Origin of the sequence: Chryseobacterium sp. (genome assembly GCF_029240215.1) — a bacterium.
In the GTDB taxonomy this organism is placed as follows: domain Bacteria; phylum Bacteroidota; class Bacteroidia; order Flavobacteriales; family Weeksellaceae; genus Chryseobacterium.
In genome coordinates this window covers 534214-552348 of the sequence record NZ_JARBTK010000001.1, presented here as the reverse complement: position 1 = coordinate 552348, position 18135 = coordinate 534214, and the positions used below count along the sequence as shown (strand labels likewise).

General features: G+C 33.3%; 15 protein-coding genes. 7 read left to right on the top strand and 8 right to left on the bottom strand.

Going from position 1 to position 18135, the window contains the following annotated elements; translation table 11 throughout:
- Positions 1–112: 112 nt before the first annotated feature.
- Both K0R77_RS02425 and K0R77_RS02420 read right to left on the bottom strand, forming a co-directional pair.
- On the bottom strand, positions 113–2284 hold the full coding sequence (locus tag K0R77_RS02425; RefSeq protein WP_300346927.1) for a DUF2339 domain-containing protein: 2172 nt from the start codon (positions 2282–2284) through the stop codon (positions 113–115).
- 127 nt (positions 2285–2411) lie between these two features.
- Positions 2412–2825 carry a thioesterase family protein gene (locus tag K0R77_RS02420; protein ID WP_300346924.1) on the bottom strand — a complete coding sequence of 138 codons (414 nt, stop codon included), beginning with the start codon at positions 2823–2825 and terminating at the stop codon, positions 2412–2414.
- Positions 2826–2960: 135 nt separating this feature from the next.
- Here K0R77_RS02420 and dnaA point away from each other — a divergent pair, with 135 nt between their 5' ends.
- The 4 genes from dnaA (at position 2961) to K0R77_RS02400 (ending at position 6313) form a co-directional block, all read left to right on the top strand.
- Positions 2961–4415 (top strand): chromosomal replication initiator protein DnaA, encoded by a 1455-nt coding sequence (gene dnaA, locus K0R77_RS02415; RefSeq protein ID WP_050380830.1) that lies wholly within the window; start codon positions 2961–2963, stop codon positions 4413–4415.
- Positions 4416–4530: 115 nt separating this feature from the next.
- Positions 4531–5004: a low molecular weight protein-tyrosine-phosphatase gene (locus K0R77_RS02410; protein WP_300346919.1), complete on the top strand. Its 474-nt coding sequence runs from the start codon at positions 4531–4533 to the stop codon at positions 5002–5004.
- 46 nt (positions 5005–5050) lie between these two features.
- Positions 5051–5749 (top strand): SAM-dependent methyltransferase, encoded by a 699-nt coding sequence (locus tag K0R77_RS02405; protein WP_300346916.1) that lies wholly within the window; start codon positions 5051–5053, stop codon positions 5747–5749.
- A 186-nt stretch (positions 5750–5935) separates the two neighbouring features.
- Positions 5936–6313, top strand: coding sequence for a hypothetical protein (locus K0R77_RS02400; protein WP_300346913.1), 378 nt, complete (start codon positions 5936–5938; stop codon positions 6311–6313).
- Positions 6314–6380: 67 nt separating this feature from the next.
- Here the strand turns inward: K0R77_RS02400 and K0R77_RS02395 are convergent, their stop codons facing one another.
- Complete coding sequence (locus K0R77_RS02395) at positions 6381–7232, bottom strand: DUF4349 domain-containing protein (RefSeq protein ID WP_300346910.1); 852 nt, start codon at positions 7230–7232, stop codon at positions 6381–6383.
- Positions 7233–7376: 144 nt separating this feature from the next.
- Here K0R77_RS02395 and K0R77_RS02390 point away from each other — a divergent pair, with 144 nt between their 5' ends.
- Positions 7377–8444 (top strand): DUF2891 domain-containing protein, encoded by a 1068-nt coding sequence (locus K0R77_RS02390; RefSeq protein ID WP_300346907.1) that lies wholly within the window; start codon positions 7377–7379, stop codon positions 8442–8444.
- A 1-nt stretch (position 8445) separates the two neighbouring features.
- Here the strand turns inward: K0R77_RS02390 and K0R77_RS02385 are convergent, their stop codons facing one another.
- Entirely contained in the window at positions 8446–8919 is a 474-nt protein-coding gene (locus tag K0R77_RS02385) for a DUF962 domain-containing protein (protein ID WP_300346903.1), read from the bottom strand.
- A 194-nt stretch (positions 8920–9113) separates the two neighbouring features.
- On the opposite strand from K0R77_RS02385, the gene K0R77_RS02380 reads away from it, so the two are divergent.
- Positions 9114–10997 (top strand): PEP/pyruvate-binding domain-containing protein, encoded by a 1884-nt coding sequence (locus tag K0R77_RS02380; RefSeq protein WP_300346900.1) that lies wholly within the window; start codon positions 9114–9116, stop codon positions 10995–10997.
- An 87-nt stretch (positions 10998–11084) separates the two neighbouring features.
- Here the strand turns inward: K0R77_RS02380 and K0R77_RS02375 are convergent, their stop codons facing one another.
- From K0R77_RS02375 to K0R77_RS02365, 3 genes are all read right to left on the bottom strand, one after another.
- On the bottom strand, positions 11085–11666 hold the full coding sequence (locus tag K0R77_RS02375) for a DUF4956 domain-containing protein (protein WP_300346897.1): 582 nt from the start codon (positions 11664–11666) through the stop codon (positions 11085–11087).
- A gap of 245 nt (positions 11667–11911) precedes the next feature.
- Positions 11912–13366 (bottom strand): sigma 54-interacting transcriptional regulator, encoded by a 1455-nt coding sequence (locus K0R77_RS02370; protein WP_300346894.1) that lies wholly within the window; start codon positions 13364–13366, stop codon positions 11912–11914.
- A gap of 4 nt (positions 13367–13370) precedes the next feature.
- Entirely contained in the window at positions 13371–14513 is a 1143-nt protein-coding gene (locus K0R77_RS02365; RefSeq protein WP_300346892.1) for a VWA domain-containing protein, read from the bottom strand.
- 391 nt (positions 14514–14904) lie between these two features.
- Here K0R77_RS02365 and K0R77_RS02360 point away from each other — a divergent pair, with 391 nt between their 5' ends.
- On the top strand, positions 14905–15609 hold the full coding sequence (locus K0R77_RS02360) for a bifunctional 2-polyprenyl-6-hydroxyphenol methylase/3-demethylubiquinol 3-O-methyltransferase UbiG (RefSeq protein WP_300346890.1): 705 nt from the start codon (positions 14905–14907) through the stop codon (positions 15607–15609).
- 225 nt (positions 15610–15834) lie between these two features.
- On the opposite strand, the gene metG is transcribed toward K0R77_RS02360, so the two are convergent.
- Positions 15835–17868: a methionine--tRNA ligase gene (metG, locus tag K0R77_RS02355; RefSeq protein WP_300346888.1), complete on the bottom strand. Its 2034-nt coding sequence runs from the start codon at positions 17866–17868 to the stop codon at positions 15835–15837.
- Between the last annotated feature and the right edge of the window lie 267 nt (positions 17869–18135).

Genomic DNA, 18135 nt, shown 5'->3' with positions numbered 1-18135 from the left:
TCAAAAATATAAGTGTTAAAAACCTGATAAATATACTTATTTTTTGCAAATTGTCAATGAAAAATTGATATAAATTAAAAAATAATGATAAAAGATAGATTTTATAGTATTTCTAAAGATTTTCTTCAGGAGATTCTTCTTTTTTATCCACTAAATTTTTAATTAAATTTTTCAATCGCTGGAACATGAATGAACTTAGAAGCAAAATGATTCCTAAAATGATAAAGGCAATGATTCTCGAAATGTTATCCATTTGCCAAACATCAAAAGCATATAATTTAAAAATCATGATTCCGAGTAGAGTAAAGCCGATTTTATTAAATTCAGAAAGTTCCTTTTTCAAACCAAAATAAATAAAAAGACATGATAAAACTGCCCAAATTATGGGTAAGTACAACATACTGAAATGATTTTGAAGCATATAAATCTCATCAGGGTTATCAGCATTTATTAATATATAAGATCGGTACAATTCAAAACTGAACGCCAAAATAATAATTAAAGAAATTGCCCAGTAAGATATATGAATTTTAATAAAATCTGATTTTGGAAATATTTTTAAAATTAAATAGACAAATGGAATAATGTACAACAAGTGAACAATGAAAAAACCGAAATCAATTTTGTTGCGGATAATTTCTGTTGCAACTTGTGAAGTTAAAATATGTGCAAAAAGCAATAACAGAAATATGTAAATCATTCCTGTCTGGAAATCTTTACTGATGCTGAGTTTTTCGGCGAAAAGAATTAAAATAAATAAATAATAAATGGTGAATAGAAAACCAATTATAAAGATGAAAACTAAACTTTCATCTGAAATATGATAAATAATTTCAAAGAAAACAGAACAATAAATAACTGAAATGCATAAAATCTTAAATACATTTTCATAGAATTCCAGTTCTGATTTTTCTTCTTCAGAATCTTTTTTCAATAAATACAAATTCATAAAACAACTTCCAATCACAATCAAGCTCGTAATAAAAACCGGATTAAAAATAACAGCCAACGATCCTGCATCAAAATATCTTGCCCATGTCATCATTTGAGACAAAATAACCATCGGAAACAAAACATAAAAGAAAACTTTGAAAATTTTATGATTGGTTTTCTTCCAAATATACAGAAGGAGACTTGCCTCGATTGCCCAAACGCTGGTAATGAGATGTGTTTTCAATTCAAGCGCAAAAGCTAAAGTTATCAAACTAATCGTGATACTTGTAAAAACCGAATAATTAATGCCGAAATCTTTCTTTTGATATTCTTTATACGACCCCACAGCATTAATTAGAGCAAAAATAACAGGAAATACTGACGCAGGAAGCAGTTGCAATTCGTTAAAGGTAAAAACTAAACCTGCAACGCTTGAAAAATTAATCAGAACAAGCATTAAAATATCAAGTTGCTCTAAAATATTTTTTTTGAAATAATTCTGCAGCGCAAATGCATAAAAAATAAGATACGTAATCATGTAAAACGGAATAGCTTTCAATTCAGGATTTTCCGTTGTCCAGAAAAACAGATAGATTGAAGTGAATATGAAAGAAATCCAGCCAATACTTTTCCATTGTTTAAGATAAGCAATGATGAGCGTTCCTACATTTAAAACGGATAAATAAGTAAATAAAAAAAGATAGTTGCTTTGTCCGGTACTGATCATTAACGGAGCTAAAAATCCGCCAAACAAAGAAAAAATGATTAAAATTTCACTTTTATAATAGTAGGAAAGCGCAATTGATGCAATTGTAATTAGACAGGTAATCAAGAAACCTGAATTCTGTGAAAAAATATGATATTCACGAAAAGCAATGGTTGTCGTAAAATACAGTACAGCAATTCCGCCACCTGTAATGATTGATGAAAAAGCATTGTAGTTCTTTCTCAGAAAATGTCCGATTCCTATAATGGCGACACCGACGATGAATCCGATTCCTGCTCTTAATGTTTCGCCAATCCAGTTTTTATCGATGGCATATTTTACGAAATATCCGATTCCTAAAACTAAAGTGAAAATACCGATAATGGTGAGTGCATTCTGTTTTAGAAAATCAAAGAAAGGAGTGAGCCAGTCTTTTTGTGGTTCCGTATCTCTAAAATCGGTTGAAATTATATTTGGATCTTGAACATCTATTTTCTGGTTAGGAACGAGAACGGGATTTGCAAGATTTTCTTTATCGTCCACATCCTCAATTGTTGGAACTGCTTTTTTAGACAAATCAGAAATCTGTTTTTCTAAAATATTAATGCGCTTATTGAGCTTGTGATAAACTAATATGAGTAGCACGATTAATATGATCATTATTACAAAAACAGAACTCATAAATTAAATTTGTTATCAAATATATGAATTTGAAAAATAGGTCTTAAAAAAATCCGTTGTGCAAATTTTTTTACAGAAATAGATTCCAAATTCAATCTTCTTTCCAGTTTTTTTCGATGAGTTTCATCAAAAAGTCGGGACATTTGATCACTTTATTGGTTTTGGCATCTAAAAAGAAAAGGGTAGTGCGGGCTTCTGTGATTTTTATTTTTTCTTCGTTGTAGATTTCATATTCAAATTCTATTCTCACTCCCGGAATTTTTTTTACATAAGTGTGAATTTCTAATTTTTGATCGTATAAAGCTGGTTTTAAATACTTAATATTGTAATCTGAAACCGGTAGCCAGATTCCAAGCTTTTCGATCTCGTCATATGATATTCCTATGCTTCTGAAAAGTTCGACCCTTCCTAATTCAAAATATGCGGCATAGTTGCCGTAATATACATATTTCATAGGGTCAGTTTCTGCGTAACGTACTCGTATTGTGTGAGTTGTGTGTATCATGTGGCGGTTTAAATTATACATACAAATATATTTTTTAATAATCAATACCTGCAATATTTTTTTTTAAAATTAAAATATAAGACCTTTGTCTTCCCAGTAAAAACAAGTAACCACAAAATAATCAGGGCATAAAAAATGGATGAAAATTTAATGATGATATGGCAGAAGTGCCTTCAGTTTATGCGAGATAATTTAAACGCGGCTGAAGACAATTCTGATCTTAAAAAACTAGAAAAATCTTTTGACCTACTGTTTGATAAAGTTCAGCCAATTTCTTTGGTTGACAACAATCTTACGTTGATGGTTCCAAGTGACTTTTACAAAGAATATATTGAAGATAATTATTTATCGTTGCTTTCTGCTGCCCTGAAGAAAAACATCGGTAAAGGCGTTAAACTTTGGTATTCGGTAATGGAAAACAAGCCAAGCGGCTTAGAAAAACCCGTTACAATGAATATGAAAGGAAAGACGGTTCCTACACCAAAAATGCAGGAAACAATGCCACAGGGTTTTTCATCCAACATCGTTAATCCTTTTGTTGTTCCGGGAATCAAAAAAGTGAATATTGATTCTAATCTGAAAGCTGATTTTTCTTTTGATAATTATGTGGAAGGAGAGAGCAATAAATTTGCTTCTACGGTTGCAAGATCAATTGCAAAAAGACCTGGAGCAACAGCTTTTAACCCATTGTTTTTATACGGAGGTTATGGTGTCGGTAAAACTCACCTCGGACAGGCGGTTGGATTGGAAGTGAAAAGCCAGTTTCCGGATAAAGTGGTACTTTATCTTTCTTCAGAAAAATTTATCCAGCAGTTTATTTCTGCTGCTAAAGCGCATAAACAGACAGAGTTTGCCAATTTTTACCAAATGGTGGATGTTCTGATTATCGATGATATTCAGTTTTTATCGGGTAAATCGGCAACACAGGATAGTTTCTTCCATATTTTTGATTATTTGCATCAAAACGGAAAGCAGATTATTCTGACTTCAGATAAAGCGCCTGTTGATATTATGGATATCCAGGACAGAATTGTTTCCCGTTTCAAATGGGGACTTTCTGCAGAGATTAAATCTCCGGATCTGGATACCCGTAAAAGAATTATCGTTGACAAACTAAGCAGAGACGGAATTGTTTTAACAGAAGATATGTTGGACTTCCTTGCTGCAGAAGCAAAAACCAACGTAAGAGAATTGATTGGAGTTATCAATTCGGTGATTGCATATTCTACGATTTATAAATCTGATCTTAGTCTTGAATTATTAAAGGAAACAATCAATAAGATTGCTGCCAATCAGAAAAAGATCATCAATATTCCTTATATTCAGGAAGTTGTATGCGAGTATTTCGGAATCAAAAGAGAGCAGCTTTTGTCTAAGACGAGAAAAAGAGAAATCGCTTTGCCAAGACAGTTGGCAATGTATTTTGCAAAAGAATTTACCAATGCAACTTTCACAAAAATTGGTGAAGAAATGGGTGGTAAAGATCACTCAACGGTAATGTATGCTTGTGATACGATAAAAGATGTTTCTAAAATCGATAAGGAAGTCAAAAAATACGTAAAAGAATTGACAGAGAAGATCAAACATTAATCTGTAACCAAAATAATTGAAGAGTGGAGAATAAATTTTTGTTCTCCATTTTTTATTTAATTTTGTCAACTGAAAATATAGTAATACTCAATTTTCAATCTTTAAATTTTGTTCAATGAAAATACTCATGGTTTGTCTTGGAAATATATGCAGAAGTCCTCTCGCAGAAGGGATTTTAAGATCTAAATTATCAGGGAATTTTTTAGTTGATTCGGCCGGAACGATTTCAATGCATGAAGGAGAAACCCCTGATAAAAGAGCCGTAAAAACTGCCGCTAATCATGGTATTGATATTTCAAAACAAAAATCAAGACCTCTTCATCATTCAGATTTAGAGAAATTTGATAAGATCTACTGTATGGATTTGAAAAATTTCGAGGATGTTATTTCAATGACTAAAAATGAAGAACAACGCCAGAAAGTTCATTTATTTTTAGAAGAGGCGGGAAATCATCAGAATTCTGAAGTTCCCGATCCTTATTGGGGAGATATGAATGATTTTGAAAATGTATTTCAATTACTGGATGATGCTTGCAACAAGATTTCTCATCAATTGCAGCAACAGGCAATTACCAATAAAATAGGATAATTTATTTATCTTTCATTTTTTATTAATACTAAAATAATTTGATATAATGCTTTTCTTACTTCCGGCTTACCTTTCAGAAAATACACCAATTACCCATTTTTCACCTGTTATCAAAGAATACATCATGCAGACTGATTATTTTTTTGTTGAAAATGAAAAAACAGCAAGAAAGGTCATCAAATTTTTTGCTCCGGAGAAGAAACAATCAGATTTGAAGCTGTTTCTTTTAGATAAATACACCGAAAACGCAGATATCAAAGAAGCGCAGGACAGAATGCTCAATGGTCAGGATTTCGGATTACTTTCAGAGGCCGGACTTCCATGTATCGCTGATCCTGGAAATCTGATTGTAAAATGGTGTCACGAGAAAAATATTAGAGTCATTCCCATTTCCGGACCATCATCGATTATTTTGGCTTTAATTTCAAGCGGATTTAACGGTCAGGAATTTACTTTTAATGGATATCTTCCAATTGAAAAAAGCGAAAAGAAAAAAAGAATTCAACATTTGGAAAGCGAACTTCAGAAAACAGGTTACACACAGATTTTCATGGAAACACCGTATAGAAACAATGCCCTTTTTGAAGATTTGTCTAAATTTCTTTCACCAAATACTAAACTTTGCATCGCTGCAAACATCAACGATTCAGAACATGAATTTATTAAAACGTTAAGCATCAAAGACTGGCAGAAACAAAAACCTGAATTACATAAAATTCCTGCGGTATTTGTTATAGGGAAATAATTTTCATTTAGTAAGCTCCCGCAGATTTATCAATTGAGCAGATTTATCTTAATGATCGTGTTATTTGTGAAATTCATCAGTGAAATTTGTGTTTATAAAAATCTGACTAAATTAATTTAACAGCCATTAACAGACCTTTAGCATCATTATTGCGAATACAAAGACATAACATTAAAAAATTAAATTATGTCTGACAAAAAATTAGCAGGACTTTGGATCGATACCCAAAAAGCTGTAGTAGTAAAAAACCACGATGCACAGAACGCTTTTAAGTTTTTCCTTTGCAGTCCGGTGAAAGCGACAATTCAGCATGGGAATTCAAGTGAAAACGCCGGAAATAATGCCGAGCAAACCAATAAAGTCAAATTTTTCAAGGAAGTAGAACATCTTTTGACCAATTCTGAAGAAGTTTTAATTACCGGTCCGGGAACCATTCAGGAAGAGTTGAAACATTATCTGCACGATACCGCACAATTTAAAGATTTAAAAATCACCTTAGAAACCTCTCAGCAAATGTCTGATGAACAGGTTTTAGAAACTGTAAAATCACATTTTAATGCTTAAATAAATTTTTATTGCAAATGAAACATCCGAATATTTTTGATATTCGGATGTTTTTTGTTTTATGATCTTATTTTTCAACTCTGTTTTTCCTCCTTTTTTTCCAAACGAAAATAGCTATTGGAATAAGTAGCAAGAAAGGCCAGAAAGAAATAATTCCTAAAAAGAATGCTACAAAACTGTTCCAGCCTTCAGTTACAGAATCTCCAAAGCGACTTCCGAAACCCATTTTTGAAGTTGTTGAACTTCTGACTTTTTCTTTGTACAGCATCAATTCCAAAGTACTATAATTCACTCTGTCGTCAATGAAACGAAGTCTTCCCTCCGAAACGTCAATTTCATCCTCAAGTTCCCGAATATTTTCCTGAATTTCCAACATATCTTTGGTAGTTTTTGCACCTCGTAACATATCACGATATTTTTCAAGATAAATTTTCTTGTTTTCTAACTTGATAGAAACATCTGTGTATTCTTCTGTCACGTCATCAGAAGAAATATTTTTTGATAAAACAGAACCAACTCCGTTTGAAAACGAATTGATCAATGCATCAAAATTCTGATGCGGAACTCTTATCGTTAAATTTAAATTTTCGGCAGTATCATTATTGTTAAAACGTTCAGATTGAATGTAAGCTTTATTTTTCTTTAGGATTTCACTTACCTGATTTTGTGCTTTTTTAATTTCACCGACCTGAATTTCCATTTCTCCATTTTTAATTACTTTTTTTAAAATAATTTCATTTTTTGGAGTTCCGGAATTGGGTTGTGATTTATTCGCAACAGGTGCATAAGAACTAACTGCTGAATCAACTGCAACATCTTCCATTACAGCCATCGCACTTACAGATTTATCTGCAACAGCTTCAGATTTATTACAATTAAAAAGGATCAAACAGAATAATGGTAAAATTATGTTTTTCATAAATGAATTTTTCAATGTGGTATCAAAAAACGTGCTCAAAGTATTATTTATTAGAAATTTCTCAAATATTTTTAGATAAATTAGATAATAGAATAATCAACTGTCAATTATGCTGATTAAATTAATAATTAATATTTTTATGGAATGAAAAAAAGTCTTCTATTATTTGTGTTTTCACCTTTCTTCATTTTCGCTCAGGAAGTCCCGAAACTGACTGATGAAATGGCCATTAAATTATCAGAAAAACCGCTTCATTGCATCAATCAGGAATATCCCAATAAAACAGCACATATTATAAACACTGCCAACGAAGTTTCTCTAAGCCCGAAAGATCTGCACCCAAGTTTTTATGGATGTTTTGATTGGCATTCGTCTGTTCATGGACATTGGATGCTGGTGAGGTTATTAAAAACTAAACCCAACTTGTCGGTTGCTAAAGACATTGAGAATATTTTAGATAACTCATTTAGAAAAGAAAATCTTCAGACTGAAGCCGATTATTTTACAAAATATCAGTTGACCACAACTTTTGAACGAACTTATGGCTGGGCTTGGCTTCTGAAATTGGACGAAGAACTAATGACCTGGAACCATCCTAAAGCTAAGATCTGGCATCAGAATTTAAAACCGTTAACTGATAAAATTCTTAGTTCGTGGAAAACGTATTTACCCAAACAAACCTATCCGAATAGGACTGGAGTTCATCCAAATACGGCATTTGCGATGGTTTTTGCTTTAGATTGGGCGAAAGCTTCAAAGGATAAGGATTTCGAAAACCAATTGACGGAGAAGGCTAAATATTTTTATTTAAATAATACAAAAACGCCCGCGTATTTAGAACCTGATGGTTCAGATTTTTTCTCGCCAAGTTTAGAAATTGCCGATTTGATGCGAAGAGTTCTGCCGCAAAAAGAATTTGTAAAATGGTTTAATAATTTTTACGAAAAAAGAAGCTTAGAAAACATCGAAAAAATTCCGGTAGTTAGTGATTTGAGTGATTATCAGACCGTGCATTTAGTTGGTTTATCTTTCACAAAAGCATGGTGCATGAAAGGAATTGCCAAATCTCTTCCCAGTAATCATCCTATAAAAAAAGAATTCTTAAAAACAGCAGATGTATTTTTAGCAAACGGTTTACCATTGTTATTTCAGGGAAATTACGGCGGAGATCACTGGTTGGCAAGTTTTGCCGTATATGCTTTGGAAAACTAAATTAATATCTGATTCCCACCTTTTTTAAAATAAAACTTAAAAGCCAGATCGGGCCGATCAGAAGAAATTGTAAGTCCTTTAGAAATGAAGGTTTTTTACCTTCGATTTTATGCCCTAGGAACTGCAAAATCCATGTAATTATGAAAACTGCAAGATAAACTATCCACGATTTTTTCCCAAAATGAATATTGACTGCGTACGCAAAATGTTCCATTAAAAGCATTGCGAAAATCATGATCAATCCAATCAAAAGCGACAATCTCAGATAAAATAAAGTAACAAGTGCAATGGCAATTAAACTGACCAAACTGATGCATCCAAAATACGATGCACAAAAATGTGGGGAAGGAATCAGCGAAATAAACCCTAAAATCGTCCAGAAAATCAACGGAACACAAATCCAGTGAATCATTTTGTTGGTTGAATTTCTATGGCTTTCGGCGTATTCTGCGAAAAGTAAATCGATCTTTCTCATAACTTTGAATTTGGTCTGCTAAAATAATAAATTTTTGCAATCAGAAATTAGATTAATTATATTTACTCTTCTCGAAGTCAGAAAGTTTGTAAGAACGAGGTTCAAACCTTTAATATTTTTAAATTACTGTTAATGATTTCGGGAAGCTTTAAAATTTAAAGATATTCTCTACATTTGTATGTAATCTACACAAAATGAAAAATATTTTATTATTCTTATTTCTTACAATTTCGCTTTTTTCTTATTCGCAGGACAATTATGTACATTTAATTACCAAAAAAGAGCAGTTTCTGAATCTTGCAGGAAAACCACTGACAGATAAATTTACCAATATGAAATCTGTAAAAGTGGTATATGACTATGAGTCAAAAAAAATATATTTCTTTAACAGTACGAGATATACCTATCATTACGATTTTTGCCTGAAAGTCTTGGGCTTTAATGATGAAATTGGGGAGTTCAATAAGCAGTCTTATAACCCGACCAATAAAAGAACTTACCTTCTTGCCAATATCAATTATCTTCAAGATTCTGATGATTGGGTAATGGAGCTGGCTGCTTCGGACGAAATGAATGCCGGAATGATCAATTTTTTTTATAACGTGGTAAGTAAGAATGTATTTTTCAAAGAGAAGCTGAAGTTTTATCTCAATTCTCCTTACGTAATCGGTCTAAATGCAAAAAAAGAACTGAAAATTCCGACAGTTCTCTCTGATTTTATTTTTAAAAGAATTACAGAACAGTCAGTTGAAAATGCTTCTAATATTGGAATTCTGAGAAAGTATGATCTGCAGAAAAAGGAAGATTTTAATCCTAAATCTGATGAAATTATCATCATCAATACCACGCCTGAGTTTATTCCTACCGTGCGAGGAATTATTATTACCGAGTTACAAACTCCTTTGAGCCATTTGGTTTTATTGGCGAAAAACAGAAATATTCCTGTTTATGTGGATACCAAAGTTTGGGATAAAGAGTCTGTGAATGCACTTCTGGGAAAGAAAGTTGAATTGATTACCAGAGAAAATTCATATTCATTAAAAGCTTCGCAGAAAGCTATTCCGATTAAAAAAGCTGTAAAAGAAATTATTCTGAAAAAAGATTTTTCGGTAACCGATTTAGTCGATTTAGAAACTACAACGCCTCTGAATATTGTCAATTCAATAGGTTCAAAGGCAACCAATCTGGGACTTTTAAAACAGATTCAGAAAGATATGAATTCTTTTAAAACTCCCGAATATGCTTTTGCTATTCCGTTTTATTATTTTGATCAGCATATTAAAGAAAATCATCTTCAGGATAAAATCAATGCATTGTACACGATTCCGAAAGATTCTGTAAAACTTCTTGAAAAAGAATTGAAAAACTTTAGAAAGGTAGTTAAAAATTCAAAGGTTAATCCTGAATTGCTAAAGAAGATTGATGAGAAACTAAATGCTCAGACTGATTTCAAAAACTTCAGATTTCGTTCTTCCACCAATGCTGAAGATATGGAAGGCTTCAACGGAGCCGGATTATATGATTCTAAAACGGCAATCATCGGAGATCCGGAAAAGACTGTGGAAAAAGCTATTCTTGATGTATGGTCAAGCTTCTGGAATTTCCGTGCCTTTCAGGAGCGTGATTTGTTTGGCATCAATCATGAAAGTTGTGCGATGGGAGTTTTGGTTCACCGCTCTTTCCCGGATGAGAAAGCAAACGGAGTATTGGTTTCTAAAAATCTATACCGTAATCAGTATGATGGAATTACTGTGAATGTTCAGCTAGGTGAAGATTCTGTGGTAAAGCCGGAACCGGGTGTGACCTGCGATGAATTTTATTGTCACAATTTCAGTAGTTTTGGTTCATTTGTGGTCGATTATCGGTCTACATCAAGCCTTAACAATGGAAAACCGATTCTTACGGAGAAAGAAATTAAAAAACTTTTTGATATTTCCTCTCCTTTAGAAAGAAGACTGAATCTGCTTTGGCAAAAGAGAAAAATGTCAAAAAAATATTATCCTTTAGATATTGAATTTAAATATTTGGGTGATGAAAAACAGTTGTATATAAAGCAGGCAAGAGCTTATATGGATTAATTTTTTATCTCAAATTGAGATGATTGAGCAGTTTTTTAATATCACGAAAATCTGGTAGAAATACAGTGGAGATTTTGATTTAAAACCTTAATGCGAAACTTTTAAAATCACAATATTATCATTCAGATTAATGCTCTTTATATTGTAGCTGAAATTTTTCAACTTGGTTTTTTCGGTAAGAATTCTTTTCCGGTCAGATTCTTCAAGCTGTAAAAAATCTAAGGATGAAATGATTTCAATCGAACTTTTTTCTGAAACGATGGGTGATTTTTTCTCGAAATAATTTAAAATCAGATAGATCGTAACAATCGTAATGTTAATTCCTAAAAGAACTTCAAGGTTTTTAATGGGCAAAAGTCCGTCTAAAAGTGACAGAGTAATTGATACAAATAAGAAAACTATCGTCTGAATGGTAAAAGTTTCTGTTCTGAAACGGAGGATCGAAAAAACAGCAAACAAACCGAAACCCACGCCGAGACTGTATTCTGCTTTCGTGAAAACCAGACACATGAAAAAAGTACAAATACTGATCAGACCCAAAAGTGGATGCAATCTGATATTCCGGTTTCTGTTTGAAAAATAATATAAGGTAAAGATGGATAAACAAAGTATCGCTAAACGTTCGGTAAGTTCCTGTAATTCCAAAATTGCGTTTTTAATTTGTGACAAATATACAATTTAGAATGAATGTTGAGGATAAAATTATATTAGGTCAGTCAGAATATTTTTCCTTAATAAAGAAGAAAAATTTATTAAGAATTTGTTATAGCGTCTGTTCTCGATATAAAATTCTTTCAGAATTTCTAATCGAACTGACAGATAGACCAATAGTAATATATTTGATAAAAAGGAAACATAAATTACTCAACTATTTGAGAATTTATGTTTCCAATATATAATTAAAATTTTAAATTTTAGTTTCTGAACAACTGCCTAACATCAGCGGAATCGAATGTATATGTCGCAGAATTTTCAGATTTATCTAATTTCTTACTAATCGTCAACGCCCATAAAATCAATTCTTTGCAGAAGTTTTGATCCTCCTTACTTAATTCTGGAGCATTTTCTTCAATAACTTTGGTCAAAGGAGTAATACTTTCAAGTTTTTTGTAAAATTCTTCGTCAGTATCCGTATAATTCAGCTCAAGCTGGTTTTTGTTAAACCATTTGATCAAATCTGTGTAAGGCGTTTTGATGCCTTCTTTTTCAAGTTTAGAAATGCGTGGAAAAATGCTTTCAAACTGGGTCATCACTGCTTTGTCGATTAATATTTTCGCAACGTAATCTGCGCCTTCCTGTTCACCTTCATATACCAACTCAATTTTTCCGGTAATCGATGGAATGATCGACATAAAATCGAGTAGACGAACAGTTGTTTTTTCTGCGTCAGTTTCAATTAAACGAAGTTTTGCTGCAGCTATCAAATTTTCCATCGCACTGATGGTTAATCTCGCACTTACGCCACTTTTTGCATCTACATATTCACTGTCACGGGCTGCAAAAGCGACTTCTTCCAATAGATTTTTAGCTAAATCAGGAATTTGTATCTGTGCTTTATCTTCCGCTGAAACCTGAGCTTCCTGTTCGGTAATTTGTTTTGCTAATGCAATTGTTTTCGGGTAATGCGTAAAAATCTGCGACCCGATTCTGTCTTTCAGAGGTGTAACGATGCTTCCACGGTTGGTATAATCTTCAGGATTTGCTGTAAACACAAACTGAATATCCAATGGCATTCTCAACTGAAATCCACGAATCTGAATATCGCCTTCCTGCAAAATATTAAATAAAGAAACCTGAATTCTTGCCTGTAAATCGGGAAGTTCATTCAATACAAATATAGAACGGTTGGCTCTCGGAATCATTCCGTAATGCAAAACACGCTCGTCTGAGTAAGGAAGTTTTAACGTGGCTGCTTTTATCGGATCAATGTCTCCAATCAAATCGGCAACATTCACATCCGGAGTCGCTAGTTTTTCGAAAAAACGGTTCGAACGGTGAACCCATGAAATCGGAGTTTCATCACCCAATTCTGAAATCAGATCTCTGGCAAATTTCGAAATCGGCTGAAACGGACTGTCGTTGATCTCAGAGCCTTTTACAATTGGCATATATTCGTCTAAAAGGTTCACCATGCTTCTTGCAATACGGGTTTTTGCCTGCCCGCGCAACCCTAATAAATTGATATGATGACCAGCCAAAATCGCCTTCTTCAATTGCGGAACTACAGAATCTTCATAACCCCAAAGTCCTTCGAAAACCGGCTCTTTCGCTTTAATTTTTGCAATTAAATTTGCCTGAATTTCCTGACTGATCGTTTTATCGGTATATCCTGATTTCTTTAATTCTTTAAATGTAATATCGTTTTTCATTATTTTAAATTCTCTTTATTCTATTTTTTTCGTAATCTTCAAAAATCATTTGTCCCAAACCTGAAAGCCCTGTAAGAAAAGCTTTTCCTTTATTTTGTACCGTAAAAGCATTTACAAACTGTCGCAGATAAGGATCCTGTGCAATCATAAATGTGGTGATCGGAATTTTCAGTTTTCTTGCCTGAGCTGCTTTATTCAAACATTCGGTTACGATTCTTTGGTCGAGCCCGACACTGTTCATATAATATTCTCCGTTGGGCAATTTCAGGCAACTCGGTTTTCCGTCGGTGATCATAAAAATCTGCTTGTTGGTATTTCTTTTTCTGCGGAGAATATCCATTGCCAATTCCAATCCTGCCACCGTATTCGTATGATACGGACCGACCTGTAAATATGGAAGGTCTTTGATTTTGATCGGCCACGCTTCGTTTCCGAAAACAATAATATCGATAGAATCTTTTGGATATTTTCGCTTGATCAGTTCCACCAAAGCCATCGCAACTTTTTTAGCAGGCGTGATCCTGTCTTCCCCATATAAAATCATTGAGTGACTGATGTCGATCATCAAAACTGTACTCATCTGAGCTTTATGTTTGGTTTCTTCAACGATGAGATCGTCTTCGGTCATTTGAAGGTCGGCAATTCCGTTGTTGATCTGAGCATTTTTCAGACTCTCGGTCATGTTGACTGTCGATAAATCATCACCATATTGAAAATTTCGGTTTTCACCATCACGCTCGTCACCAACTCCGGATTTGTTGGTTCTATGATTTCCGATGCCGCTTTTTTTGAGCTTTCCGAAAATCTGATCTAAAGCATATTCTCGTAAAGCCGCTTCGAGTTTGGCAGTCAGAATATTTTTACCTTTTCCGGGTCCTGTATTTCCGTCTTCGGAATCATCTTCTTTTTTAATGTAGCCTCGCTTTCTCAGGTCTTCTTCAAAATCCGCAAGTGTATATTCGTCGGTAAAAATATCGTATTCTTTATCAAGCATATCGAGCCACTCAAAAGCTTCCTCAATATCGCCGGAAGTGTGGGTCAGCAAATCTTTGAATACATCAAAAACCCGGTCAAAATGCGATATTTCTTCCGGAACGTGCTTGCTAAATGTAAATCCCTGTTGAAAATTAAATTGTTTATCTGTCATGAGATGAATCTCGTTTTTAGAATATACAAGTTAGGGAAATTTTGTTTTAAAGAAGCTTATTTAAAAATAGAAAATGTGGATTATGGTGATAGCCGATAAAATTTTGGATAGTTAATTTCATTTTTATTATTTAGCTTTAGGTTTTGAAATCCTTTTACCAATGCTTGAAATTCTAGAGTATTCTAATTTAGTTTATATTTTGGTAGTAATTTGTTGTTCAGTTTTACTCTCAATTTCTTTATCATTAAATATCAAAATGAAATTTTGACTGATTCAGATTATAACTACAAAAGCCAATATACATGACATTTTTATGAAAAAGTTGTTTGGAATGTGATTAAGAATGAAATTAAGTGGTAAACCCTTATCTTTGCCCTCAATAAAATTCAGCATGAAAGACTTAATGGGACGTGCAATCTGGGATTATTTTCATAACGAAAATCCTGAAGATCTGCAGACTGAAACTTCAATTTCCGAACTCGATGAGCTTCCGGTAGACTATCTTTTCAGAGATTTTGAAGAGATGAATAAAATCGAAAAGAAGGCTTTGAAATTGTCTCAGGGAAAAGTTCTTGATATCGGAGCTGGAGCCGGTTCGCATTCACTTTATCTTCAAAATGAAAGGGATTTAGATGTTACGACTTTAGATATTTCACCAAAATCAATTGAAGTTTGTCAGTTGAGAGGAATTAAGAAAGCAGTTGCTCAAAATATGCTTGAATTTTCTGATGGAACTTTTGATACTATTCTTCTGTTAATGAACGGAACCGGAATTTTCCAAAGTCTGAAAGTAATTGATATTTATCTCAAAAAACTACATTCCTTATTAAACAAAAACGGACAGATTCTTATTGACAGTACAGATATTCTGTATATGTTTGATGCAGATGAAGACGGTGGCGTCTATATTCCCGCAGAAGGTTATTATGGTGAGCTTGATTACATCGTTCATTACAAAGGAGAATCTGAAGATCCGATCAAATGGCTGTATCTCGATTTTAATACATTGAAAAATGCTGCAGAAAATAATGGTTTTGTGGTTGAAAAAGTATTGCAGGATGAGGATTCTTATTTGGCGAAATTGATTAAGAAATAGCTGTCATTGTAAAGTATAGCAACAAAGTAATCTCACCAATATCTGACCGTTCAGTTTGTCATTCTGTAGGAATCTAAACAAGGATTTTACACCTCAATCTCTACAAAATGAGTCTGGATTCCTACGGAATGACAAAGTTGATGGAAAAAAATGGGCTTAAAAAATAAAATATAAAAAACAGACGTATAAATTATGCGTCTGTTTTTTATCTAGAATAGTGAACTATTATCCTATTTCAATACCGTTTTCCACTGTTTCATCAGGGGTTACAAAAGATAACTTTCCGTCTGCTTTCGTCGTTAATAATAACATTCCCTGAGATTCAATTCCTCTGATTTTTCTTGGAGCAAGATTTAGTAAAATCATTACTTGCTTTCCAATTACTTCTTCCGGAGTAAAGCTTTCTGCGATCCCTGAAACGACTGTTCTTACATCTACACCTGTATCGACTTTAAGTTTCAACAGTTTATCAGCTTTTTCTACTTTTTCAGCTTCTAAAATGGTAGCCGTTCTAAGATCGATTTTCGTAAAATCATCAAAAGAGATTTCGTCTTTCATAGGATTTGCGTTAGGGTTTGTTTTTTTATTATTTTGTTTTGTATTTTCCAGTTTTTGGATTTGAGCTTCAATAACATCGTCTTCGATTTTTGAGAAAAGAAGAGATGATTCATTGATTTTGTGACCCGTTTCAATTAAAACAGATTTTGTTTCAACATCACTCCAATCTGATTTTTGAACATTGAACATAGTCAACAACTTTTCAGAACTGAAAGGCATAAACGGCTCACACAATTGAGCTAAAGCAACAGCAATCTGAGCTCCGACAAATAAAGATTGTGCCGCTTTTTCAGGGTTATCTTTAATGGTTTTCCAAGGTTCTTCAGCCTGAAGATATTGGTTTCCGAAACGTGCCAAATTCATTAAAGCCGTCAAAGAATTTCTGAATTCATAGTTCTCAAGGAAGCTTGAAATTTCTTTCGCTGATTTATTGATTTCCTGTAATTCAGAAGCATTTACATCACCTTGAGGAACAATTCCATCATAATATTTATGAATTAAAACGGCAACTCGGTTAATGAAGTTTCCGAAAATCCCAACCAATTCAGAATTATTTTTCGTCTGAAAATCTTTCCACGTAAAATTATTATCCTTTGTTTCGGGAGCAGAAGATAATAAAGCATATCTTAAAACATCTTGCTGTCCCGGGAAATCTTCAACATATTCATGTGCCCAAACCGCCCAGTTTCTTGAAGTTGAAATTTTATCATTTTCAAGATTTAAGAATTCAAAAGCCGGAACATTTTTCGGCATAATATAATCTCCGTGAGCTTTCATCATCGCAGGGAAAATGATACAGTGAAACACAATATTATCCTTTCCTATAAAATGAACTAAATCGCTTTCTTCACTCTGCCAGTAATCCTTCCAGTCTTTTCCGTTTTTCTCAGCCCATTCTTTAGTGAAAGAAATATATCCGATCGGTGCATCAAACCAAACGTAAAGTACTTTCCCTTCTGCATTCGGAAGCGGAACAGGAACACCCCAGTTCAGATCTCTGGTCATGGCGCGAGGTTTTAAGCCGTCATTTAACCAAGATTTAACCTGTCCGTAAACGTTGGGTTTCCAGTCGTCTTTATGACCTTCAATGATCCATTCATTAAGGAAATCTTCATATTCATTTAAAGGTAAATACCAGTTTTTTGTTTCTTTTAAGATAGGAACATTTCCGCTCAACATTGATTTTGGATTGATCAATTCTGACGGAGAAAGGGTAGAACCGCATCTCTCGCACTGATCGCCGTAAGCGTTTTCGTTGCCACAATTCGGGCAGGTTCCTACAATATATCTGTCGGCCAAGAATTCATTAGCTTGTTCATCAAAATACTGTTCAGAAACTTCTTCCGTAAATTTTCCTTTGTCATGCAGGGTTCTGAAGAAATCCTGACTCGTCTGATAATGCTTTTTAGAAGTCGTTCTTGAATATTCATCAAAAGAAATCCCTAAATCTGAAAAAGATTTTTTGATAATCTCATGATACTGATCTACAATATTCTGAGGTGTAACTCCTTCTTTCTTAGCTCTTATGGTTATAGGAATTCCGTGCTCATCTGATCCGCAGATAAACGCTACATCTTTTCCTGATCTTCTCTGAAATCTTGCGTAAACATCCGCAGGAATATAAACACCCGCCAAATGCCCTATATGAACCGGTCCGTTTGCGTATGGCAAAGCTGCCGTAATCATTTTTCTGTTTGACATTTATAGTATAGTTTTAAGTCTGCAAAGATAAAGATAATTTGCTTAAATCTTTTTTTACAAATTTTTAATATTGAAATTGATTACTGATAAAGAAAAAAACGGTGTTATTGTTAAACGGTTGTTTAATTTATGAATGTGTGTTAACTATATGTTATGTAATGAATAATTCTGTTTAATTAATTGTAATTCAATTATCTAACGAAAAACATTCGTTTAATTTACAAAATATTAACTTAATATTATATAATTTTATGATAATTGTAATTT